Origin of the sequence: Roseisolibacter agri (assembly GCF_030159095.1) — a bacterium.
Classification (GTDB): domain Bacteria; phylum Gemmatimonadota; class Gemmatimonadetes; order Gemmatimonadales; family Gemmatimonadaceae; genus Roseisolibacter; species Roseisolibacter agri.
In genome coordinates, this window is sequence record NZ_BRXS01000001.1 from 568,543 (window position 1) to 591,252 (window position 22,710).

Sequence of the window (22,710 nt, forward strand, 5' to 3'; positions counted from 1 at the left end):
CGGCGCGTGGATGCAGGCCACACAGCACGCAGCGTCAGGTCGCCTCCCGCAGCGTGATCGTGAACGTGCTCCCCACGCCGACGCGGCTCTCCACGGTCAGGTCGCCACCCATCCCGCGCGCGAGGTCGCGGCTGATCGCGAGGCCGAGCCCCGTGCCGGCGTCCGGCGTCGCGAAGCTGCGCCCCACCTGCACGAAGGGCTCGAAGATCGCGTCGAGCCGGTCCGGCGGGATGCCGCGGCCCGTGTCGCGCACCGACACGCGCACCATCCCGTCGGCCGCGGCGCACGCCATCGACACGCGGCCGCTCGGGTCCGTGAACTTGATCGCGTTCGAGACGAGGTTGAGCAGCACCTGCCGCAGCTTCTCGCGGTCGGCCGTCGCCGTCAGCGTCGCGCAGGCCGCGACGTCGACCGGAGTCAGCTCGAGCCCCTTCGCGTGCGCCTGTCCCGCCATCAGCGCCTCCACCTCGCGCAGCGCGTCGGCCAGCCGCACCGGCTCGAGGTCGTACTGCACGCGCCCCGCCTCCAGCTTCGCGTAGTTCAGCACCGCGTTGATGAGCCCCAGCAGGTGCTGCTGGCTGCTCTGGATGCGGGCGAGCGCGTCGCGCTGCGCGGGGAGGATGGGACCGTGCACGCCCAGCTCCAGCAGCTGCGCGTAGCCGCCGATCGCGTTCAGCGGCGTGCGCAGCTCGTGCGACATCATCGCCAGGAAGTCGCTCTTCGCCGCGTTCGCCTCCTCGGCCTGCGCGCGCAGCGCGTCGGCGCTGCGCCGCGCCTGCACCAGCTCCGTGACGTCCGTCGCCACCACCGCGATCGCGCTCACCGCGCCCGTCGCGTCGCGCACCGGCTGGTAGACGAAGCTGAACACCGCCTCGTGCATCGTGCCGTCGCCGTCGCGATCGACCAGCAGCGGGAACTCCGACGCGACGTGCGGCCGTCCCGTCGCGTACACCGTGTCGAGCAGCTCGAACACGCCCTGGCCCGCCAGCTCCGGGAGCGCGTCGCGGATGGCGTGGCCGCGGAGCTCGCGGCCGGGGAGGAAGCGCTGGTACAGCGGGTTCACGAGCCCGTAGACGTGCGACGGGCCCTCCAGCACGCACACCGCCACCGGCGCCTGCTCGAACACCTCCCGCATGCGCGACTCCGCGCGCTCCGCCGCCGTGCGCGCCTCGTTGGTCGCCTGCTCGGCGCGGATGCGCGCGGTCGTCTCCGAGACCACGTTCAGGAACGCGACCACCGCGCCCGACTCGTCGCGGACGGGGCTCAGCGCGTAGGTGAACCACGCCTCGTCCTCCGCGTCGCCGCGCGCCATGACGAAGCGCTGGTCCTCGAAGTGGTACGCGGGCCCGCCCGCCCGGATCGCCGCGAACATCGGCGCGATGTCCTCCCAGATCTCGGCCCACACCTGCGCGCCCGGTTGCCCCAGCGCCTCCGGATGCTTGGCGCCGAGCACCCGGCGGTAGCCGTCGTTGTAGATCAGGACCATCGCGTCGCCGCACCACAGGTTGATCGGGAACGGGCACTCGAGCGCCATGCGGACGGCCGCGCGCAGCGCGTGCGGCCAGCCCTCCACGGGCCCGAGCGGCGTGCGCGACCAGTCGAGCGCGCGGCAGCGGGCGGCCATGTCGCTGTCGCCGGGAAAGGCGGCGCGCAGGGCGGCGTCGGGGACGGGGGCGGGGACGGGAGCGGGGGCGGCGCGCAGGGTCATCGGTCCGGTGGACGGTCGTCACTCCACGATATCGGGAAGCTCGGCCCCCGCGCAGGTGCGGCGAGCGCGACTGGGGTATGCTTCTGGCAAGCACGCCCGGGAATGGATCTCGTGGGTCCGGGCGCCCTGCTGAGCGGCGTCCGCGCCTCTCGCGCTCTCGCCCCCGCCCGGCTCGATGTCCCAGCCCCGCCTGATCGGTCCCGATGGCTCGCCGACCGGTGCCGTGCCTCCCGCGCACGGACCCGATTCGGGCTTCCGCGTCATGGCAGAGCTGATGCCGCAGCTGGTCTGGTCGACGACGCCCGACGGCTACCACGACTGGTTCAACGCCCGCTGGTACGACTATACCGGCATGCCGCGCCCCGAGGCGCCGGGCGGGGAGCACGAGGTCCCGCAGGGGTGGAGCTGGAAGGACTACCTGCACCCCGACGACGTCGAGCGCACGCAGGCCGCATGGATGCGCGCGCTGGCGACCGGCGATCCGTACGAGATCGAGTACCGCTTCCGCGAGGCGGCCACCGGCGCGTATCGGTGGTTCCTCGGGCGCGCGATGCCGATGCGCGACGACGAGGGCCGCATCGTCCGCTGGTTCGGCACCTGCACCGACATCGACGACGCGAAGCAGGGCGAGCTCGCGCTCGGCGTGCTGGCGGATGCGGGCGTCGCGATGGCCGCCGCGCCCGACGCCGACGCGGCCCTCGCGGCGCTGGCGCGCGTCGTGGTGCCGCGCCTCGCCGACTGGTGCGCGATCGACCTCGTCGACGCCGCGCACCCGGAGCGTCCGCGCGGCCGGCGCGTGGCCGTCGCGCACGTCGATCCCGCGAAGGTCGCGCTCGCGCACGAGCTGGCGGAGCGCTATCCGCCCGCGGAGTCCGACGCCGCCAGCGGCGTGCCGTACGTGCTGCGCACCGGCGCGCCGCAGCTCATTCCCGAGATCCCCGAGGCGATGCTCGCCGCCGGCGCGCGCGACGCCGAGCATCTGCGGCTGATCCGCGCGCTCGGCCTGTCGTCGGCGATCGTCGTGCCGATCCTCGGCGCGGGGCGCACGCTGGGCGCGATCTCGCTCGTGTCGGCGGAGGGCGGCCGCCGCTTCGGCCCGCGCGACCTCGCGCACGCCGAGGAGCTGGCGCGCCACGCGGCGGTCGCGCTGGAGCGCGCGCACCTGCTCGCGGCGCTCGACGCGGATCGCGCGCGGCTGGCCGAGCAGGCGCGGGAGCTGGCGGCGCAGAACGAGGCGCTGCAGCAGCAGGCCGTCGAGCTCGAGATGCAGGCCGCGCAGCTGCAGGAGCAGGCCGCGGAGCTGGAGGCGCAGGCGGAGGACCTGCAGGTGTCGAACGCCGCGCTGAGCGCGAGCGAGGCGCGCTTCCGGTCGCTCTTCCAGAGCATGACGCAGGGCGTGATGTACCAGGACGCGGAGGGGCGCATCACCGACGCGAACCCCGCCGCCGAACGGCTGCTCGGCCTCTCGCTCGCGCAGCTCACGGCCCGCACGAGCGCCGACCCGACGTGGCGCGCGACCGACGCGAGCGGCGCGCCCATCGCGCACGACATGCTGCCGTCGCGCCGCGCGATGCGCACGGGCGAGGTCGTGCGCGGCGTGCGCATGTCGGTCTACAACGCGACGCTGGGCGAGCCGCGCTGGCTGTCGGTGGACGCGGTGCCCGAGCGGCGCGACGGCGAGGAGACGCCGTTCCGCGTCTACCTGCTGTTCAGCGACGTCACGGAGCAGGTGCGGAGCGAGACCATGCGCGAGCAGCTCGCCACCTCGGAGCGCGCGGCGCGCGAGCAGGTGACGCGCGTGTTCGAGCACGCGCCGGTCGCGATCAGCGTCACGCGCGGGCCGACGCACGTGTACGAGCTGGCCAACGCGACGCTGCGCCGGCTGGTCGGCGGCCGCGACCTCGTCGGCCGTACGGTGCGCGAGGCGCTCGGCGACGTGGATCCGGTGCTGCTCGACGCGCAGGACCGCGTGTTCGCCACCGGCGAGCCGTACCTCGGCACCGAGATCCCGATGGCGTTCGGGCGCGACGCGGCGGGCGCGGAGCGGTGGTTCAACCTCGTCCACCAGCCGCTGCGCGACGCGACGGGTGCGGTGAGCGGCGTCGTCACCGTCGCCACCGAGGTCACCGACCAGGTGCTGGCGCGCCGCGCGATCGAGCGCGCGCGCGAGAGCGCCGAGGAGGCGAACACCGCGAAGAGCCAGTTCCTGCGCACCGTGTCGCACGAGCTGCGCACGCCGCTGAACGCGATCTCCGGCTACGCGGACCTCGTGCTGATGGAGCTGCGCGGCCCCGTGAGCGAGGAGCAGCGTGCGGACCTGGAGCGCATCAAGCGCGCGAGCCAGCACCTGCTGGGCCTCATCAACGACATCCTGTCGTTCGCGAAGCTGGAGGCGGGGCAGGTGGAGCTGGAGCTCGGCGACGTCACGCTGGCGCACACGCTGCACGAGGTCGAGGCGCTGGTGGGCCCGCAGCTCGCGGCCAAGTCGCTGCGCTACGACTCCGAGCCGTGCGCGCCGGGGCTGGCGGTGCGCGCGGACGCGGAGCGGCTGCGGCAGATCCTGCTCAACCTGCTGGGCAACGCGATCAAGTTCACGCCCGAGGGCGGGCGCATCACGGTGGCGTGCGACGGCGACGAGGCGCGCGTGGCGATCCGTGTGCGCGACACCGGCGTGGGCATCCCACCCGACGCGCTGGAGCGCATCTTCGATCCGTTCGTGCAGGTGGGCCGCGACCTGCGCGCGCCGAGCGACGGCGTGGGGCTGGGGCTGGCGATCAGCCGCGACCTGGCGCGGCGCATGGGCGGCGACCTGACCGCGAGCAGCGTCGTGGGCGAGGGGTCGACGTTCACGCTGCTGCTGCCGCGCGCGGGGTGAGCCGGCCCGCACCCTCACGCCGGACCGGACCCGAACGGCAACGGCAGCAAGGATGGAGATCTGAGAAGATCTGATAGGAGAGCGGATGGCTCCGCGTGGTGGCGAGGAACGTCGCCCGACGCGGAGCCATCCGTCGTTATCCGAACTTTTTCCGATCTTCATCCTCGCAATGCCGTTCGGGTCCGGCGCGCCGTACGACGCGCTGCGGCGCCCGGCCGCGGACTTCCGCCCCCGTGCGTCGCGCCACAACGTCCCGGGCGCGCCCGTCGTAGTCCGACGTCCCCCTCCGCGACCCGCCACCGAGGTTCCGCATGTCTCCCTCCCGCCTCTCCCGCCGGCGCGTCGCCGGCGCGCTGCTCACGCTCGGCGCCAGCGTGGCCACGGGCGCCGGCGCGCAGCCGGCCGCGCCAGCGTTCACGATGGCGCAGCTCAAGGGCTACCCGTTCCCGACCGAGCTCGCCGCCGCCGCGACCGGCAGCCGCATCGCCTGGGCGTTCGACGAGCAGGGGAAGCGCAACGTGTGGGTGGCCGAGGGGCCGCGCTTCGCGGCGCGCCAGCTCACGCGCTTCACGGAGGACGACGGCCAGGAGCTGACGAGCGTCGCGCTCTCGTCCGACGGGCGGTGGGTCGTGTTCGTGCGCGGCGGCGAGCACTCGGGCAACTGGGACGATCTCGTCCCCGTGAACCCGACCTCGAGCCCCGCGGGCGCGAAGCTGCAGCTGATGGTCGCGCCGTTCGATGGCAGCGGAGCTCCTCGCGTGGTGGCAGAGGGCGGCGACGAGCCGTCGCTCTCGCCCGACGGACAGCGGGTCGCGTTCGTGAAGGACCGCGCCGTGTGGGTCGCATCGCTCGACGGCGCGACGCCGGCGCGCAAGCTCATCACCGCGCGCGGCGAGGCGTCGGACCCGCGCTGGTCGCCCGACGGGCGGCAGCTCGCGTTCGTGTCGGGGCGCGGCGACCACGCGTTCGTGGGCGTGTGGAGCGGCGACTCGACGCCGGTGCGCTGGGTCGCGCCGTCCACGTCGCGCGACGGCTCGCCGCGCTGGTCGCCGGACGGCCGCCGCATCGCGTTCGTGCGGCGGCCCGGCAGCGGCGGCGCGCCCGACTCGATCCTCGTCGCGCGCCACCAGCCCTGGGGCATCTGGACCACCGACGTCGCGACGTGCCTGTCGTCCCCCACCGCCGACCAGGGCTGCCCAGCGCGCCGCCTCTGGCAGGCGCCCGCGACGCTCGCCGGCTCGCCGCCGTCGACGCACGGCGGCACCAACCTGCACTGGACGAAGGCCGGCCGCATCGCGTTCGCGTCGTACGAGGACAACTGGCCGCACCTCTACAGCCTGCCCGAGGACGGGCTGGCCGCGGGGCAGAAGCCGACGCTGCTGACGCCGGGCGGCTACATGGTGGAGCACGTGTCGCTCGCGCCCGACGGGCGCGCGCTGCTCGCCTCCGCGAACACGGGCCCGAACGCCCTCGACCTCGACCGGCGCCACGTGCTGTACGTGCCCGTGGGCGGCGGCGCGGCGCGCGTGCTGACGCCGGGCACCGGGATCGAGACGCAGCCTGTCGTCACCGGCGACGGCCGCCACGTCGCGTACATCAGCGCGACGCCGCAGCGGCCGCCGCTGCCGACCGTGCAGCCCATCGCCGACGGCGCGACGGCGGGACAGCCGCAGCTCCTCGCGGCGGACCGCATCCCGTCCGACTTCCCCGCGGCGAAGCTCGTGACGCCGACGCAGGTCGTCTACGACGCGCCCGACGGCGTGAAGGTGCACGCGCAGCTCTTCACGCCGACGACGCCGGCCGCCGCGGGAGAGAAGCGCCCCGCCGTCATCTTCGTCCACGGCGGCCCGCCGCGGCAGATGCTGCTCGGCTGGCACTACGGCGACTACTACGCGAACACGTACGCGGTCAACCAGTACCTCGCGAGCCGCGGCTTCGTCGTGCTGTCGGTGAACTACCGGCTGGGCATCGGCTACGGCTACGAGTTCCACCGGCCGAGCGGCACCGGCGCGCAGGGCGCGGGCGAGTACCAGGACGTGGTGGCGGCGGCGCGCTGGCTGCGCACGCGGCCCGACGTCGACGCGTCGCGCATCGGCATCTGGGGCGGCTCGTACGGCGGCTTCCTGACGGCGATGGCGCTCGCGCGCAACTCGGACCTGTTCGCCGCGGGCGTGGACGTGCACGGCGTGCACGACTGGACCACCGAGCGCGCGCGCGGGATGCTCGACCGCAACCGCTTCGAGACGCCGCCCGACATGCAGCGCGCGCTCGACGTCGCCTGGCAGTCGTCGCCGGTCGCGTCGATGGCGACGTGGAAGTCGCCGGTGCTGCTGATCCACGGCGACGACGACCGCAACGTGCGCTTCTCGCAGACGGTCGACCTCGCGCGGCGGCTGACGGCCGCGGGCGTGCCGTTCGAGGAGCTGGTGATCCCCGACGACACGCACCACTTCATGCGCCACGCGAACCTGGTGCGCGTGAACGAGGCGGTGACCGACTACCTGGAGCGCACGATCGGCCCGCGGCGCGCGGCGGCCCGTACCGCGACGCGCGGCGGCACGCAGCGCTGAGTGTCGCGCTGAGCTCGACGAACGCTCCCGCGGCGCGGCCGCGCGGGGCACGGCTCTTGTCCGGGGGAGGGGCGGCGTCCAGGACGCCGCCCTTTCACGTTCGGAACCGCCGCGCCCGGTCGCATCCCGCGCGGCGCCCCCATACAGGAGAAGTCCAGATGCTCCGATACGCACTCAGCCTCACCCTCGCCGCCACCGCGCTGGCCGCCTGCGGCCGCAGCGACAACGCCACCGCCGACAGCGTCGCCGACTCCGCGGCCGCGGTCGGCCCGTCGGTCGACTCGATGTCGAAGATGGACGACAGCGCGTACCTCAACGCGCAGCACCGGCTCGACAGCCTTAAGGCGGCCGGCGTGAGCCCGGCGCAGGGCATCGACAGCACCGCCGCGCGCGCCCGCGAGTCGCTGACGAACGACACCACGCGCGACACGATGTACTATCGCGGCGGGCGGAAGCCGTAACGGCTGCTGCGTGCTTCGTGCTGCGTGCTGCGTGAAGGGCCTCGGATGCCTCTCACGCAGCACGCAGCACGTCACACGCAGCATCACTCGGTGTGGATCGCCTCGATCGGCGCCAGCCGCGCCGCGCGCAGCGCCGGGTAGCAGCCGAACGCGAGCCCCACCAGCACCGCGGTGCCCAGCGAGACGAGCAGCGTGCCGGCGGTGGTCGCGGCGTAGACGCGGGCCTCCGTCTGCGCGCGCATGATCGCGGTCACGCCGTACGCGGCGCCCAGCCCCAGCGCGGTGCCGATCGCGCTGCCGGCCGCCGTGATCGTCACCGACTCCGCCAGGAACTGCAGCAGGATGTCGCGGCGCTTCGCGCCCACCGCCTTGCGCACGCCGATCTCGCGCGTCCGCTCGGCCACGCTCGCGAGCAGCACGTTCATGATGCCGATCCCGCCGACGATCAGCGTGATCCCGGTGATCGAGCCCATGAGCAGCTTGAACACGAGCATCCCCTGCCGCACCTGCTGCAGCCGCTCGCGCGCGCCGGCGCCGACGCGCCACTGCCGCTTCCACTGCGCGTCGCGCGACGCCAGCCACTTCTCCACGCGGCCGCGCATCGCCTCGACCGCCTCGGCGTTGCGCGCGGTCGCCACCAGCATCGCCTCCTGCGCCGGACCCTGACGCGTCGCGACCAGTGCCGGCTCGACGATGGCGAGCGGCGCGGTGAGCGCGAGGGCACCCGGGCGGATCGCCGACTCGCGCTCGCTCGTGGTCACCCCCACCACGCGCGCCCAGCGGCCGCCCAGCGGCACCGAGTCGCCGAGCGCGGCGGACACGCCCTTCGGGCCACGGCCCGAGTCGGCGAGGAGCGCGCGGGCGAGCGCCTCGTTCACGACGGCCACCGCCGTGCCGTCACGCGTCTCGGCCGGCGTCAGCCGACGGCCGGCGAGCAGCCCCTGGCCGAGCGTGTCGGGGGCCGAGAGCGCGACGCCCGTGACGGCGATGACGCGACGGCGGGCAGGGGAGCCGAGGTCGGCGAGGGTGATGCCGCGGCGGACCAGCGCGACCCGCTCGCCGTCGCCCAGCGCGCCGGCGAGCGCGGGCACGTCGGCGACGGCGAAGCGGCGCACGTCCGCGCGGGGCATCATCGTGCCGTCCACGCTGTCCTCGGTCACCGGGCGCACCTGCACCAGGTCGTAGCCCTCGCGGCTGACCATGTCGCGGGCGAAGCGCTCCACGCCGTCGCCGACCGCGAGGACCGAGACGAGGGCCGCCGCCCCGATGACGACGCCGAGCGTGGCGAGCAGGGCGCGGACCGGGTTGGCGCGGAGGGCGTCGGCGCCGGTGCGGAGGGCGGTGGCGTAGGCGGTGATGGGCATGGCGGGGAGTACGGGCGAGCGGGCGCGGGCGTTTCGACGACTACGGTCGCGCTCGCTCGTGACGCGCGATCCGGCGCATCGTCGGCCTTCGCGCGCGCCTGATGAGGACGTGCGCCCGACCGGCTAGATTGCCTGCCCGGTCTCCCTCGTGGCGCCTCGCCGCGCCCTCCACGCTCCACGTCGTTCGCAGCTGATGTCGGGTACCTCTCGCACCACGTTCCTCGGGTGGGCCGTCGGCGCCGCCCTTCTCGCCGCCTGTGCTCCCGAGACGGCGACGCCGGCGGGCGGCGCCGCCGCGGCCACGCCCGCGCCGGTCGACTCCGGCGTGCGGCCCGACACCGCGGCCGGCGAGGTCGGGGCGGTCGCATCGGCCACGAACGCGACGGCCGCCGCCGACTCGGCGCCCGTGACCGCGAGCGCGTCCGTCGCCGGCGACACGTCGCGCAAGATCACGGCGTCGCTGCTGCCGGGGCGCAAGAAGACCGACATGTCGTCGCTCATCGCCGCCATCCGCCAGGGCGAGAAGAAGATGGCGGCGTGGCCGAAGGGCCCGGCCGCCGGCCCCGGCGCGCTGCTGCCCGGCAATCGCATCGTCGCCTACTACGGCAACCCGCACTCGAAGAAGATGGGCGTCATCGGCGAGTATCCGGAGCAGCAGATGCTCGGGATGCTCGACCGGACGGTCGCGAGCTGGAAGGCCGCCGATCCGTCGACGCCCGTGGTGCCCGCCATCCACCTCGTGACGGTCGTCGCGCAGGGCGATCCGGGGCCGGACAAGAAGTGGCGCCGCCGCGAGACGCCGCAGATGATCGAGAAGACGTACGGCTGGGCGCAGAGCCGCAAGGGCGTGCTCTTTCTCGACATCCAGGCGTCGCACAGCACGCTGCGCGAGGAGCTGCCGCTCCTCCTCAAGTACCTCGAGCGCCCCGACGTGCACCTCGGCGTCGACCCCGAGTTCTACATGCACCACGACAAGGAAGGGGTGCGGCCGAGCGCGAAGATCGGGCAGATGAAGGCGAGCGACATCAACTACGTGATCCAGACGCTCGACCAGCTGGTCACGCAGAAGAAGCTCCCGCCCAAGGTCCTGGTCGTGCACCGCTTCACCCGCCTGATGGTGCCGGACGCGCAGGCCATCCGCCCGACGAAGAACGTGCAGGTCGTGATGCACATGGACGGCTGGGGCCCGCCCTGGCTCAAGTTCGACTCGTATCACCACTACATCGTGAACGAGCCGGTGCAGTACACGGGCTTCAAGCTCTTCTACCACAACGACACGAAGAAGGGCGACGCGCTCCTCACGCCGAAGGAGCTGCTGCAGCTGACGCCGAAGCTCTCGTACATCCAGTACCAGTAAGCGACCGCGCACGCGCGACGACGGGCGGCCTCCACGCGGAGGCCGCCCGTTCGCGTTGCATGCATGCACTGCATCGATGCGTTGCGCGGACGCGATGTGGCGCGAGGCCGACGATCGTCGCCGCACGCGCCGCGATCGCGTGCCAATCATGACGGAACGTTTCGGTTCGCACGGCGCCAGAGCCGACCAATCGTGCGCCCGCGTGACCGTCGTCACTCGCTGCTGCGGTTGGCGTGCGCGAGGGTGCGGGACTCGCAGAGACGGGCGACGTACCTTGATCGTCCGTTTACGCGCGCCGTCGTTCGACGCGCCCTGCTGCCCATGCCGATCACCGACACACCGTCTCCCGAGGCCGCGGTCGACGAGGACGCGTCCTGGCGCCCGTCCGCGCCGCCAGTGCCCGTGCCCGCGCCCGCCGCGCACCCCGGCGCCGCCGCGCTGGCCGCGCAGCTGACCGTGCTCGTGCCCGCGTACAACGAGGGCGCGAGCATCGGCGACACGATCCGCAGCCTGCTCGCGCAGACGGTGCGCGTCGCCGAGGTGGTCGTGATCGACGACTGCTCCACCGACGACACCGCCGACGTCGCGCGCGCGCTCGGCGTGCGCGTGCTGACGCCGCCCGCGAACACCGGCTGCAAGGCCGGCGCGCAGAACTTCGCGCTCGCGCATGTCGACACGGCGTTCACGATGGCCGTCGACGCCGACACCACGCTCGCGCCCGACGCGATCGAGCGGCTGCTGCGCGTGTTCGCGGACCCGAACGTCGCCTGCGCGTGCGGGCTGGTGCTGCCGCGCCACGTGCGCACCATCTGGGAGCGCGGCCGCTACGTCGAGTACCTGTTCGCCTTCACCTTCTACAAGCAGGTGCAGGACTACTACGGCGCGCCGCTCATCGCGTCCGGGTGCTTCAGCGCGTACCGCACCGACGTGCTGCGCGCGCAGGGCGGCTGGTCCATGCGCACGCTCGCCGAGGACATGGACCTCACGTGGAGCCTGTACCGCGCGGGGCACGCCGTGCGCTTCGTCCACGACGCGGTCTGCTACCCGGTGGAGCCGCACAACTGGTCGTTCCTGCACAAGCAGCTGAAGCGCTGGTCGCACGGCTTCGTGCAGAACGTGCGGCTGCACTGGGACGGCGTGCTCGAGGTGCCGTACCTGCGCTCCGCAGTCGCCGTCTCCGTGTGGGACGCGACGGTCGCGGCGCTCGTGTACCTCTTCCTGCTGCCGGTGCTGGCGCTCGTCACCGGCGACCTGCGCTGGCTGCTGGGCTACGCGCTCGACCTGCCGGCGCTCGCGGTGCCGGTGGTCGTCGGCGCGCTGCCGCGCGGCGAGGTGGGGAAGGCGCTCGCGAGCCTGCCCGCGTTCCTCGTCATCCGCGTCGTGAACGCGGCCTTCTTCCTGCGCGCCGCGTGGTCCGAGTGGGTGCTCGGCCGCACGTTCCGCGTCTTCGAGAAGGGACACTAGGATGGCGGCCGGACTTCCGGGCGTCGGCATCGGCGGCCTGTTCTACCTCGCGAGCGCGCTGCTCATGCCGGTGCGCGAGCTGACGCGCCGCGCGCGCGGCCGGCCGACGGCGTGGCGCGTCGTCTGGAGCCAGGTCGGGCTCGCGCTCGGCATCCTGGTGGCGCTGTGGGCCAGCGGCGAGGCGATCGGCGCCGCGCTCGGCGCCGCGACGCGCGTGCAGCTGACGACCACGGGCGCGCTAGTCGTCGGCGCCGCCGCGCATGCAGCATCGCCGACGCCGGCGGTGTGGCGCGTGTCCGCGCTCGTCGGCTCGCTCGGCACGCTGGCGGCGGTGCTGCTGCTGGTGCAGCTGGTGCGGCTCGGCGTGTCGCTGCGCGCGCGGCGCACGGGTCGCGATGCGGCGGCGCTCGCGCTGCTGGTCGCGTGCGCGGCATTCGCGCGACCGGCGGACGCGCAGCGCACGCGCGCGGCGACCCCCGACTCGGTGGCGATCCTGCGCGCCGCGGCCGACGCGGCGTACGACGACGGCGACGCGGCCGGCGCGGAGCAGCGGTACGTGGCGGTGCTGGCGCGCGCGCCCGACGACTCGCGCGCGCTCTTCCGACTGGCGCAGCTGCGCGCCGCGCACCGTGACGAGGCCCTGCGGCTGTACCGACGCTACGTCGCGGTGCAGCCGCGCGATCCATGGGGCCACCTCGCGCTGGCCGATGCGCTGTCGCGCATGGGCCGCACCGACGAGGCGCTGCGCGCGGTGGACGCGGCGGCCCGCCTCGCGCCGCGCGAGCGCGACGTGGCGATGACCCGCGGCCGCGTGCTCGCGCGCGCGGACCGCACGGACGCCGCGATCGCCGCGTACGAGGCGCACCTGGCGACCGCGCCGCGCGACGCCGAGGCGTGGCGGGCGCTGGCCGAGCAGCGGCGCCGCGCGGGGAACGTCCCCACGGCGCTCGACGCGCTGGCGCAGGCGCAGGCCGTCGAGCCGGACGCAGGCACGGCGCGCCGCATCACCGCGTGGCGCCGCGCGACGGCCGCCGTGGTCGAGCCGCAGGCGATCGGCTCGCGCGACTCGGACGACAACGTGCGCCTGGGCGGCGGCGTGGCGGTGACGCTGCCGCCGGCGGGCGCGCTGCGCACGACGATCGCCGCGTCGCTGGTGCGCGGCACGGCGGTGGACGACACCGTGACGACCGACGGGGCGCGCGTGGACCTCGCCTGGCGGCCGCGCGCGACGCTGCGGCTGGACCTCGGCACCGGCGTGCAGCGCGCGCATGCGCCCGCGCGCACGACGCTGGTCGCGGCACCCGACGTACCCACCACGCCCACCACGCCCTCGCGTCCGGGGAACGGCAACGGTAACGGCGGTCGTCCCACGACGCCCGCGCCCACGACGCCGTCCACGCCCACGACCACCGTCGTCACCGACGCGCTGGATCGTGTCGTGCCCGTCGGTAGCGCGCGCGTGCAGTGGCGCGCGCCCGCCGGCGGACCGCAGCTCGACGTGCGGGCCGGCCGCGCGCTGCTGGACGCGACGCCGCTGCTGGCGCGCAACGGCGTCGTCCGCAGCGACGCGGCGGTGCAGGGCGAGGTGCCCGTCGTGCGCGGCCTGCGCGCCCGCGCGATGGGGCGCGTCTCCGGCTTCACCGCGCGCGGCGAGCGCGCGACGCGCACGACGCTCGGCGGCGCGCTGGTGCATCTGGTCGAGGGATGGGGTGAGCTCTCGCTCGGCGGACAGCGGCTCGGCTTCGACCACGCGAGCACGCTCGGCTTCTTCGCCCCGCAGCGCGCGGACGTCACCGAGGTCGGCGCGTACGTCGAGCGTGAGAGCGCGCGCGGCGTCGCGCTGGCGCTGGACCTGGGCGCCGGCGCGCAGCGCGTGACCCCGTTCGGCGAGGCGACGGGTCGCTGGACGGCCGCCGCGCGTGCGTGGGCGCAGCTGCTCGTACCCGTCGGCCCCGGACGCGCGCTGCGCGCGGAGCTGGACGCGTACGACGGTGGCGTCGCGCGCGAGGGCACGCCCGGCAGCCGCTGGCGCTCGGCGGCGGGCACGCTCGGCATGCGCTGGGCGCTCTGATCGCCCACGCGCCGCGTCAGCGCGCCAGCGGCCCCAGTCGCGTGCGCAGCGTGGCGAGCCCGTAGGCGAGCCGCGACTTCACGGTGCCGAGCGGGATCTCGAGCGCCTCGGCGATCTCGCCGTACGTCAGGCCGTCCAGGTAGTGCAGCCGCAGCACCGTGCCGCTCGCGCGCGGCAGCCCGGCCAGCGCGCCAGGCAGCGCGGCCACCAGCTCGGGCTCGAACGCCGGCTCGTGCGCCGGCGCGGCCACCGCGTCCAGCGCGTCCTCATCCGCGTCCGTCGTGAACCGCCGATCGCGCCGTGCGCGGCGCACGGCCTCGCGGGTCGCGATGCGGTACGCCCACGCGCGCGCCAGCTGCGGCTCGCGCAGCGCGGGCAGCCGGCGGCAGATCGTCAGCAGCACGTCCTGCAGCACGTCCTCCGCCGCGTGCGCGTCGCCGTCCAGCAGCCCGCGCACGTGCGCGTAGAGCGGCGCCTGGAGCGCCTGCAGCAGCCGGTCGAGCGCCGCGCGGTCGCCGGTCTGGGCGCGCGCGACCTGCAGCGGCGAGAGGGCGTCGTGCGGCGCGGGCACGGGCGAGCGGTGGGCGAGCCGTGGGACGTCAGTCGCGCGCGGGCGGCTCCAGCGCGGCCAGCACGCGCGCGACGGAGCGCGAGACGTGGCCGCCGAGGGCGATGAGCCCGAGCGCGAGGATCGTGTAGCTCAGGACGGAGAAGACGAAGAGGAGCTTCTGCACCGGGTCGCGCCAGTCCACCAGGCGGAAGGCGACGACGAACAGGAGCAGCTCGAGCGCGGCGGCGCCGAGGATGGCGAGCTTCGTCACGCGCTCGCCGCGCTCCATGCGGTCGAGGACATGCTCGCGGATCCGATCGAGATCGGGTGTGTGGGCGGGGGCGGTCATCGGGCTCCGGGCGGTGGAGGTCAGCGGCGCGGGAAGAGCATCCAGGCGAGCACGATCGCCTCGACGACGGCGAACGCGATCACCGCGACGCGCGTCGAGACCAGGGGCGAGGAAGGGGTCGGCACGTGGGACCTCGCGGGCGAGGGGTGGACGCGTGGTCGCCGGTGTGGCGCCGCGCACTGGTGAGAGGCGTTGAGTGGTCCAGGGGTTCGGTCGGCGTCGGAGCCGACGTCCGACGCGGCGCCGGGGCGCGTTAGCTTTCGCGCATGCCCGAGCAGCCAGCCCCCCCGCTTCCCGCGTCCGGCGACCCGTCGCCGCTCCCCTTCTCGCGCGTGCTGGTGACCGGCGGCGCGGGGTTCATCGGCTCCGCGCTCGTGTGGGCGCTCAACCGGCGCGGCGTGGACCGCGTGGTGATCGTCGACCGCCTCGGCACCGACGAGAAGTGGCGCAACCTGGTGCCGCTCGCGTTCGAGGACTACCTCGAGGCCGACGACCTGATGCCGCGGCTCACGAGCGGCGCGCTCGGCGACTTCGACTGCGTGCTGCACATGGGCGCGTGCTCGGCCACCACGGAGCGCGACGCGACCTACCTGGCGCGGAACAACTTCGAGTTCACGAAGGCGCTCGCGCAGTGGGCGGTGCCGCGGCAGGTGCGCTTCGTCTACGCGTCGTCGGCGGCGACGTACGGCGACGGCGCGGCGGGGATGGACGACCGCGCGCAGGACGCGGCGTCGCTGCAGCGCCTGCGCCCGCTGAACGCGTACGGCTACTCGAAGCACCTGCTCGACCTGTGGGCCGCGCGGCACGGAGTGCTCGACCGCATGGTGGGGTGCAAGTTCTTCAACGTCTTCGGGCCCAACGAGGCGCACAAGGGCGACATGCGCTCGCTCGTGCACAAGGCGTTCGGGCAGGTCGAGGAGACGGGCAGCGTGAAGCTGTTCCGCAGCCACCGCCCGGACTACCGGGACGGCGAGCAGACGCGCGACTTCCTGTACGTGAAGGACTGCGTGGCGATGACGCTGCACCTCGCGGCGGCGCCGTCGGCGTCGGGCCTCTACAACCTCGGCAGCGGCGTCGCGAACAGCTGGAACGAGCTGGCCTCGGCGCTGTTCGCCGCCATGGGCCGCGAGCCGCGCATCGAGTACGTGGACATGCCGCTCGCGATCCGCGACAAGTACCAGTACCGCACGCAGGCCGACATCGGGCGCCTGCGCGCGGCGGGCTACACCGCGCCCGTCACGCCGCTGGCCGACGCCGTGCGCGACTACGTGACGCACTACCTCGTGGGCGACCGGCGACTGGGCGACGAAGGGTGAGGCGCTGCGGGCTGCGGAGTGCGAACCCTTTGGCTCCGGGCCCTCGGCAGCCGGCGTCACGCCGCTCGGGCCGTAACGACTCGGGGGGGATACGGATGCTCCGGATGAGACGGATCTGACGGATCTCCTCCGCACCGGCGCATGGAACGTCGTCGCCGCGCGGGACGATCCGGAGCATCCGATTCATCCGGAGCATCCGTAGCCTCCCCAAGAGGTCAACAGGTCCGGCGCGTCTGACCCGGACGACCACGGCAGCAAGGATGAAGAACTGAGAAGATCTGATGAAGAGTCAGATGGCTCCGCGTGGCAGCGAGGGACCTCGCACCACACGGAGCCATCCGCTCTTCTCAGATCTTCTCAGACTGTCATCCTTGCTGCCGTTCGCCGTTCATGGATCCGCAGCCCGCCGTCCGCAGCGCTCAGTCGGTCAGCGCGTACTGGTCCGACGGCGACGGCACCGCCGCGACGTTCACGTCGATCGGCAGCGACACGCCGCCGTGGTGCTCCACGATGTCGAGCACGCCCTGCCACACGCCCGCGAACTGGTGCCCGACGTCCGTCGGCGCCGCGTCGCGCGTGAAGCCGCGGCCGCTCGCCACCCACATCGGGGGCTCGGCCGCCACGCCGGCGGCGCGGAACTCCGCCACCAGGTCGTCGTAGACCGCGTCCGCGTTGTGCGCGTGCACGTACACGCCCGGCACGTAGCGGCCGTCGGCCAGCAGCTGGCGCGTCCACTGGCGGTAGTAGTCGCGCATCGCCTGCGGCATGCGCTCCATGCGCTCGATGTCCAGGTACACGATCGTGCCCTTCGCGAAGCCCTCGGCCGCCGTGCGCGCGATCGCGTCCGCGCCCTCGGTCACGCCGCGCGGGCCGCTGACGAAGTTCGCGTCGCAGCGCTTGCCCGCGCGCACCGCGCGCTCGGCCGCCTTCGAGCTCGGCTTCGGCGTGCGGTCCCACGTCTGCTGGCCGACGTACACCACCGCCAGCCCCCAGCCCATGTCGGTCAGCGTCTCGCGCTTGCCGCTCCACGAGGCGTCGCGGTGGCAGGGCGCGGGGAGGTAGTAGCCGACCCACTCGTACGGCGCGCCCGCCTCCTTCCAGCGGCGCATCGTGCGGTCGCCCGGATACACGCTCGTGTCGAAGCCGAGGTGGCGGCCAGGCGTCGCGCCGGTCGTGTTCGACGCGAGTTGCGCCAGATCCGACTCGAGCCCCGCGTCGATCGCGTCGGCCACCGCCGCGCCCGTCGACGTCGTCTCGATCGACGCCAGCTCGCCGACGCCGTTGCGCACCACCCACGGCGTGGCGACGGCGGCGGCCGCGACGGTGACGATCCACGACGCACGGGCGCGGCGCAGCACGCGGCGGGCGAGGAGGGCGGTCTGGTTCATCGGCGGGAGAGGCGCAGGGTGGCGGCGCGCGTCATCGCGTGCGGTGTCGGGAGGGCCCGGCGCCGCGCAGGACTCGCGAACGGACGTTCGTGACGCGCATCACGTGCTACGTCTGAATCAAGCATCCGTTCCCCCTCTGAACCGCGACTTTCGGCGCCCGTGCGACCCGGCGCTGACTGCCCGGTCAGCGCCGGGTCGCACGGGATGCGACCGTCGCTTGCGATGCGATCCCGTGACGCCGCATCGACCGCCCCGTGACGGCCGTCTCCCGCGCGTCGGAGAGTACGCGACTTGCGCGACCCCTCCCCGCGCGGGCCGAGTGGCCCCTGCAGGCGAACGGGACCGGAACCTCGAGGTGTGGCATGCGGCAGGTGATTCGATGGGGCTCGACGGCGCTTCTGGCCTCGCTGGCGGCGACCGGGTGCGGTGGCAACGATCGCGGCGACACCGCGTCGCAGGGCGACACGGCGGCCGCGGCCGGCGAGGTGTCGCCCGGCGCCACGACGGACAGCGGCGCGATGGTCGGCGCGCCGGCCGCCGGCGACATGTCCTCGATGAGCGCGCCCGACATGATGGCGCTCATCGGTGCCTCCAACGCGGCGGAGATCCGGAGCAGCCAATCGGCGGTCGAGAAGGCGACGAACCGCGACGTGCGCGCGTTCGCGCGGCGCATGGTCGACGAGCACCAGGCGATGCAGAAGCAGGCCGACGAGCTCGCGGTGCGGATCAACGTCACGCCGGGGAACCCCGCGCCGGCGGTCGAGAAGACGCGCATGTCGAACGAGATGTCGCAGCAGCTCTCGGCCACCGCCAAGGGCGAGGCGTTCGACCGCCAGTACATGGATGGGCAGGTGCAGGCGCACCAGCAGACGCTGGCGGAGCTCCAGGCGATGCAGAACACCAGCAACGCCGATCTGCGCACGCTGATCCAGGGCGCGATCCCGAAGGTGCAGGCCCACCTGCAGGACGCCCAGCAGCTGCAGGGGCGCCTGGGCGGCACCGCGGGCGCGACGGGCACGACCACGCCCGGCACGAGCACGCCGGGGGCGACCTCGGGCGCCACGTCGGGCGCGACCACCGGTGCCACCGGCACGACCGGCACGACGCCGCCGGCCGGCCGGCCCTGAGCCGCTCCAGCACGCCGCGTGAACCGATGCCCGCCGACGCCTCGCGCGTCGGCGGGCATTCTCGTGTGCGGCGGGTCCGGGCGGGTCCGCGCGCGGCGCGTCCGGTGGCATGCGCCGCGCAACTGGAGTCGCCCGCGCGCCGGTCCGGTGGGACGGCCGCCGACGAGACGACCGAGGAGGAGGATGATGCATCACGGACGCACGCGCGGGGCGCTCGCGCGGACACGAATCGACGACGCGATGCCGGCGCGCATCGCACGACACGCACTCGCCGCCGCCGCGCTGGCGACGCTGACGGCCTTCACCACCGGCTGCGGCGGTGGCAACGACGAGCTGCGCGACGAGCAGCCCGCGCACAACGCGAGCGGCGGCGAGGTGGTCGTGCCGGGTGCCACGGCGACGCGCCCGGACTCCACGCTGCCCGGCACGGCGGGGAGCGGCACCGCGGTGTCGACCGATCCCAGCGGCAGCATCGGCACGCCGGGGCAGGGCACGATCCAGAGCGGCGATCCGAGCGACGCGGGCGTGCGCTCGCTCATCGACGCGATCAACACGTCCGAGACCGAGATGAGCCAGCTCGCGCTGCAGAAGGCGCAGAACGCCGAGGTGCGCCGCTACGCGCAGGCGATGATCGCGGCGCACCGGCAGGCGCCGCTCGACCGCGGCGTGGAGGCGGCGGGGACGAACAGCGCGAACGACCTGCTGGTGCCGATGGCCGACGCGCACGCCAAGACGATGGCGCAGCTGCAGAAGCTGGAGGCGGGGCCGGCGTTCGACCGCGCGTACATGAACGCGCAGGTGCAGGGGCACGAGGGTGCGCTGCAGTCGCTGGAGCGCGCCGAGACCGCGACCGGCGACGCCACGCTCGTCGACCGCGTGCGTCGCATGCAGAGCGACGTCGAGCGCCACCTGGCCGAGGCGCGCCGGGTGCAGGCGCAGCTGCCGACCACCACCGGAGGGAAGCGCTGATGCGGACCACGACGAGGACGATCGCCGCGCTGCTGTCCGCCGCGCTGCTGGCCGCGTGCGGCGGCGCGGACGCGCGCTCCGAGCATGCGGTCGATGGCGACACCGGCGCCGCCGCGCCCGCGACGCAGCAGACGCTGAGCCCCAACCCCGCGATGGGCGACAGCACGCAGGGGCTGCAGGGCCGCACCGGCCAGCCGCAGGCGGCGGGCGACTCGGGGAATCCCGCGGTCACGCCGCTCGACACGACGAAGGGGCAGAACCCGCCGCCGGTATCCCCGCCGGGGACGAAGCGACCCTGAATAACGAAGCTGCGTGCTGCGGCGCGCCGATCACATCGCCGTCGCCTTCTCCTGCTTCGGCTTCACGTACCGGTCGAGCCACGTCACCATCTCGTACAGCGTGTGGCCGATGCTCTCGCGCGCGCGATACCCGTGCGCCTCGGCCGGCAGCTGGACGTAGCGCGCCTTCGCGCCGTTGCCCTTGAGCGCCGCGTAGTAGCGCTCGCTCTGGATCGGGAAGGTGCCCTGGTTGTCGTCCGCCATGCCGTGGATCAGCAGGATCGGCGTCTTCACGCGGTTCGCATACGTGAACGGCGACATCTCCGTGTAGAGCTGCTGCGCCTTCCAGTAGTCGCGCTCCTCGCCCTGGAAGCCGAACGGCGTCAGCGTGCGGTTGTACGCGCCGCTGCGCGCGATGCCCGCCCGGAAGATGTTCGTGTGCGAGAGGAGGTTCGCCGTCATGAAGGCGCCGTACGAGTGGCCGCCGACGCCCATCCGCTCGCGGTCGCCGACGCCCATCTCGACGAGCTTGTCCACCGCCGCCTGCGCGCTCGACACGAGCTGCTCGACGTACGTGTCGTTGGACTCCTTCCCGTTCATCGCCACGATCGGCATGGTCGGGTTGTCCATCACGCCGTAGCCCTGCGACAGCAGGAAGAGGTGGCTCGCGCCCGTCGGCCGCGTGAAGCGGTACGGCGAGCCGACCACCTGCGACGCCGCGGCGGCCGAGCCGTACTCCAGCGGATACGCCCAGAGGAAGAACGGCAGCGGGCCGTCCTTCGCCTTGTCGTAGCCGGCCGGCAGGTAGACCGTCGCCGAGAGGTCGACGCCGTCCTTGCGCTTGTACGTCACGAGCTGCGACGTCACGCCCGCGAACTGCGGCGCGGGATCCTTGAAGAACGTCAGCTGCCGCGGCTGCGCGCTGCCGGCGACGGTGCGCGCCCAGTAGTTCGGGACCTCGGTCGTGCTCTCGCGGCGCGTCAGCACCACGCCCGCCTCCGGGTCGAGCACCGCGACCGGCTCCTCGTAGAACGGCGCCGCGGAGCGGAACAGGCGCTCGGTCTTGCCCGTCGCCAGCTCGTAGCGGTCGATGAACGGGCGGTCGCCCTCGGCCGACGCGCCCGCGCCGCCGAGGAAGGCGAAGCGGCCGTCCTTCGTGGTCAGCAGCGCCTGGCGGCCGTACTGGTTCGGCGCCGTCTCGAAGCGGCCCGGGTCACCGTAGCGGTCCTCCGACGAGCGGTCGAACACGAGGCGCGGCGCCTTGGCCGGGTTGCTCGGATCGATCGCCCACGTGCGCGTCTTGCGCGTGCGGCGCCAGTTCTCGGTCACGAGCGCGAGGTCGCTGCGCGCCCACGTGATGCCGCCGCCGCGCCACTCGAGCTGCGCGTGCACCGTCGGCTCGCCCGCGAACGGCGCCGCGAGCGTCTTCACCGCGTCGCGCTTGTCGGCCTTCGTCTGCGGGTCGCCGCCGTCGAGCGCCTCGACCCACGCCAGCGTCGCCGGCGCGTCGGCGCGCCAGCTCATGTTGCGCGGGCCCGGCGACACCTGGTCGAAGCGCCGCGACACCTGCTCGTCGAGCGGCGAGTCGTCGAGCTTCCGCACGACCCTGCCGTTCAGGTCCCACACCTCGGCCAGGCTCGGGAAGGCGCCGAGCGGGACGAGGTACGAGTAGGGGCGATGCGTCGTCTCGACCAGCAGCCACTGCCCGTCGGGCGATGGCGCGACGCGCGTGCGCAGCGCCGGCGCGCCGAGCTTCGTCGCGCTGCCGTCGAGGCCGAGCAGCACCACCTGCGACGTCAGGTAGTGCTCCATCAGCTTCTCGTCGGCGGGGCTCTTCAGCAGGTCCTGGAAGGTCGGGTTGGGCGCGGCCTTCCCCTCGGACTCCTGCGAGATCGGGCCCGTCGGGATCTCCGACTGCTTCGGCGCCGGGCCGCGGCCCGCGGGGATCGTCAAGCAGGCCAGCCGGGCGTTGCCGACCCACGAGCACGGGCTGCCCGTGGTCGCGTTGAGCGCCAGCGCACTGACGCGCCGCGCCGCGACGGCGGGGCCGCTCGCGCTGGCCGGGATGTCGGCCGTGTAGAGCGTGATCGCCGTCGGAGCCGTCACCGTGAAGGCGATCCGCTTCCCGTCGGGCGACCAGAGGGGCGTGCCCATCCGGACGTCGCCCGTGGCGCCGGGGACCGTGATCGCGCGCATGGCCGGCGTGCTGCCGCCGCCCTGCACGGCCTGCAGCGACAGGCCCGTGAACGAGACGTCGCGCGAGCCGCCGTTGGTGCGCGGGTTGAGGCGGAGGCCGGCGAGGCGCATCTCGGGCGCGCCCACCTCCTCGATGGACGGGAGGCCGCGGCGGCGCAGGTGGAGCAGCCACTTCCGATCGGGGCTGACGCTGACGGCCGGGAGCGGCTCGGCGTCGAGCGCGCGGGCGATGGGGGCCGGCGGCTGCTGGTACGTCGTCTGGGCAGACGCCAGCGCGGGCACGAGCACCGGCGCGAGCACGGCGCCCGCGACCAGCGTGCGGCGTGCGCCCCCGGTCAGCAGGGGGAGGGGGGATCCGATCATGGGGCGGGTCCGGTCCGGGTGGACAGTGCGAGGCGCCGCTCAGGGGCGAGCGCGCCGGCAACCAGAGGGTACGCGATGGAGCGGGGGAGCGCTGCGGTCCAGGATCAGGGCGCTGGGGCGGGAGCAGCGCGAGCACGCGGTACGTCCCCGCCCGCACGCCGCCGATCGCGAAGCGGCCCGCGGAAGCGGGCCGCGGAATCGGCGCGCGACGGGCAGCGGCGGGACACGACGCGGGAACGTACGGCGCGGACGTGGCCGGCGCACGCCGGGCCGTCCCGGCCCCGGTGAAGGAACCGTCCGAAGC

General features: G+C 74.3%; 16 protein-coding genes. 10 read left to right on the forward strand and 6 right to left on the reverse strand.

Features of this window, described 5'->3' with window-relative positions:
* Positions 1 to 34 precede the first annotated feature (34 nt).
* Positions 35 to 1,708 (reverse strand): PAS domain-containing sensor histidine kinase, encoded by a 1,674-nt coding sequence (locus rosag_RS02300; RefSeq protein WP_284348397.1) that lies wholly within the window; start codon positions 1,706 to 1,708, stop codon positions 35 to 37.
* 262 nt (positions 1,709 to 1,970) lie between these two features.
* Between rosag_RS02300 and rosag_RS02305 the strand changes: the two genes are divergently transcribed.
* The 3 genes from rosag_RS02305 (at position 1,971) to rosag_RS02315 (ending at position 7,614) form a co-directional block, all read left to right on the forward strand.
* Complete coding sequence (locus tag rosag_RS02305; protein WP_284348398.1) at positions 1,971 to 4,583, forward strand: ATP-binding protein; 2,613 nt, start codon at positions 1,971 to 1,973, stop codon at positions 4,581 to 4,583.
* A gap of 311 nt (positions 4,584 to 4,894) precedes the next feature.
* Positions 4,895 to 7,153 carry a S9 family peptidase gene (locus rosag_RS02310; RefSeq protein WP_284348399.1) on the forward strand — a complete coding sequence of 753 codons (2,259 nt, stop codon included), beginning with the start codon at positions 4,895 to 4,897 and terminating at the stop codon, positions 7,151 to 7,153.
* A gap of 158 nt (positions 7,154 to 7,311) precedes the next feature.
* Entirely contained in the window at positions 7,312 to 7,614 is a 303-nt protein-coding gene (locus tag rosag_RS02315) for a hypothetical protein (protein WP_284348400.1), read from the forward strand.
* Between the two features lie 83 nt (positions 7,615 to 7,697).
* Here rosag_RS02315 and rosag_RS02320 read toward each other — a convergent pair whose 3' ends face one another.
* Complete coding sequence (locus rosag_RS02320) at positions 7,698 to 8,978, reverse strand: ABC transporter permease (protein ID WP_284348401.1); 1,281 nt, start codon at positions 8,976 to 8,978, stop codon at positions 7,698 to 7,700.
* 193 nt (positions 8,979 to 9,171) lie between these two features.
* Between rosag_RS02320 and rosag_RS02325 the strand changes: the two genes are divergently transcribed.
* The 3 genes from rosag_RS02325 to rosag_RS02335 all read left to right on the forward strand — a co-directional run bounded on the left by rosag_RS02325 (position 9,172) and on the right by rosag_RS02335 (position 13,870).
* On the forward strand, positions 9,172 to 10,335 hold the full coding sequence (locus rosag_RS02325) for a hypothetical protein (RefSeq protein WP_284348402.1): 1,164 nt from the start codon (positions 9,172 to 9,174) through the stop codon (positions 10,333 to 10,335).
* A 321-nt stretch (positions 10,336 to 10,656) separates the two neighbouring features.
* The gene (locus rosag_RS02330) at positions 10,657 to 11,799 is read left to right on the forward strand and encodes a glycosyltransferase family 2 protein (RefSeq protein WP_284348403.1); all 1,143 of its coding nucleotides are present in this window, start codon (positions 10,657 to 10,659) and stop codon (positions 11,797 to 11,799) included.
* 1 nt (position 11,800) lies between these two features.
* The gene (locus rosag_RS02335; RefSeq protein ID WP_284348404.1) at positions 11,801 to 13,870 is read left to right on the forward strand and encodes a tetratricopeptide repeat protein; all 2,070 of its coding nucleotides are present in this window, start codon (positions 11,801 to 11,803) and stop codon (positions 13,868 to 13,870) included.
* A 16-nt stretch (positions 13,871 to 13,886) separates the two neighbouring features.
* Here the strand turns inward: rosag_RS02335 and rosag_RS02340 are convergent, their stop codons facing one another.
* Both rosag_RS02340 and rosag_RS02345 read right to left on the reverse strand, forming a co-directional pair.
* Positions 13,887 to 14,441 carry an RNA polymerase sigma factor gene (locus rosag_RS02340; RefSeq protein ID WP_284348405.1) on the reverse strand — a complete coding sequence of 185 codons (555 nt, stop codon included), beginning with the start codon at positions 14,439 to 14,441 and terminating at the stop codon, positions 13,887 to 13,889.
* 28 nt (positions 14,442 to 14,469) lie between these two features.
* Entirely contained in the window at positions 14,470 to 14,769 is a 300-nt protein-coding gene (locus rosag_RS02345; protein ID WP_284348406.1) for a hypothetical protein, read from the reverse strand.
* Between the two features lie 266 nt (positions 14,770 to 15,035).
* Here rosag_RS02345 and rfaD point away from each other — a divergent pair, with 266 nt between their 5' ends.
* Positions 15,036 to 16,085, forward strand: coding sequence for an ADP-glyceromanno-heptose 6-epimerase (gene rfaD, locus rosag_RS02350; RefSeq protein ID WP_284348407.1), 1,050 nt, complete (start codon positions 15,036 to 15,038; stop codon positions 16,083 to 16,085).
* A 419-nt stretch (positions 16,086 to 16,504) separates the two neighbouring features.
* Here the strand turns inward: rfaD and rosag_RS02355 are convergent, their stop codons facing one another.
* Positions 16,505 to 17,473, reverse strand: coding sequence for a glycoside hydrolase domain-containing protein (locus rosag_RS02355; RefSeq protein WP_284348408.1), 969 nt, complete (start codon positions 17,471 to 17,473; stop codon positions 16,505 to 16,507).
* Between the two features lie 362 nt (positions 17,474 to 17,835).
* Between rosag_RS02355 and rosag_RS02360 the strand changes: the two genes are divergently transcribed.
* The 3 genes from rosag_RS02360 to rosag_RS02370 all read left to right on the forward strand — a co-directional run bounded on the left by rosag_RS02360 (position 17,836) and on the right by rosag_RS02370 (position 19,868).
* Positions 17,836 to 18,600 (forward strand): DUF4142 domain-containing protein, encoded by a 765-nt coding sequence (locus rosag_RS02360; protein WP_284348409.1) that lies wholly within the window; start codon positions 17,836 to 17,838, stop codon positions 18,598 to 18,600.
* Positions 18,601 to 18,840: 240 nt separating this feature from the next.
* Entirely contained in the window at positions 18,841 to 19,569 is a 729-nt protein-coding gene (locus rosag_RS02365) for a DUF4142 domain-containing protein (protein ID WP_284348410.1), read from the forward strand.
* Positions 19,569 to 19,868, forward strand: coding sequence for a hypothetical protein (locus rosag_RS02370; protein ID WP_284348411.1), 300 nt, complete (start codon positions 19,569 to 19,571; stop codon positions 19,866 to 19,868). Before rosag_RS02365 ends, rosag_RS02370 begins: the two co-directional genes overlap by 1 nt.
* Before the next feature lie 30 nt (positions 19,869 to 19,898).
* On the opposite strand, the gene rosag_RS02375 is transcribed toward rosag_RS02370, so the two are convergent.
* Positions 19,899 to 22,406, reverse strand: coding sequence for an alpha/beta hydrolase family protein (locus rosag_RS02375; protein ID WP_284348412.1), 2,508 nt, complete (start codon positions 22,404 to 22,406; stop codon positions 19,899 to 19,901).
* Between the last annotated feature and the right edge of the window lie 304 nt (positions 22,407 to 22,710).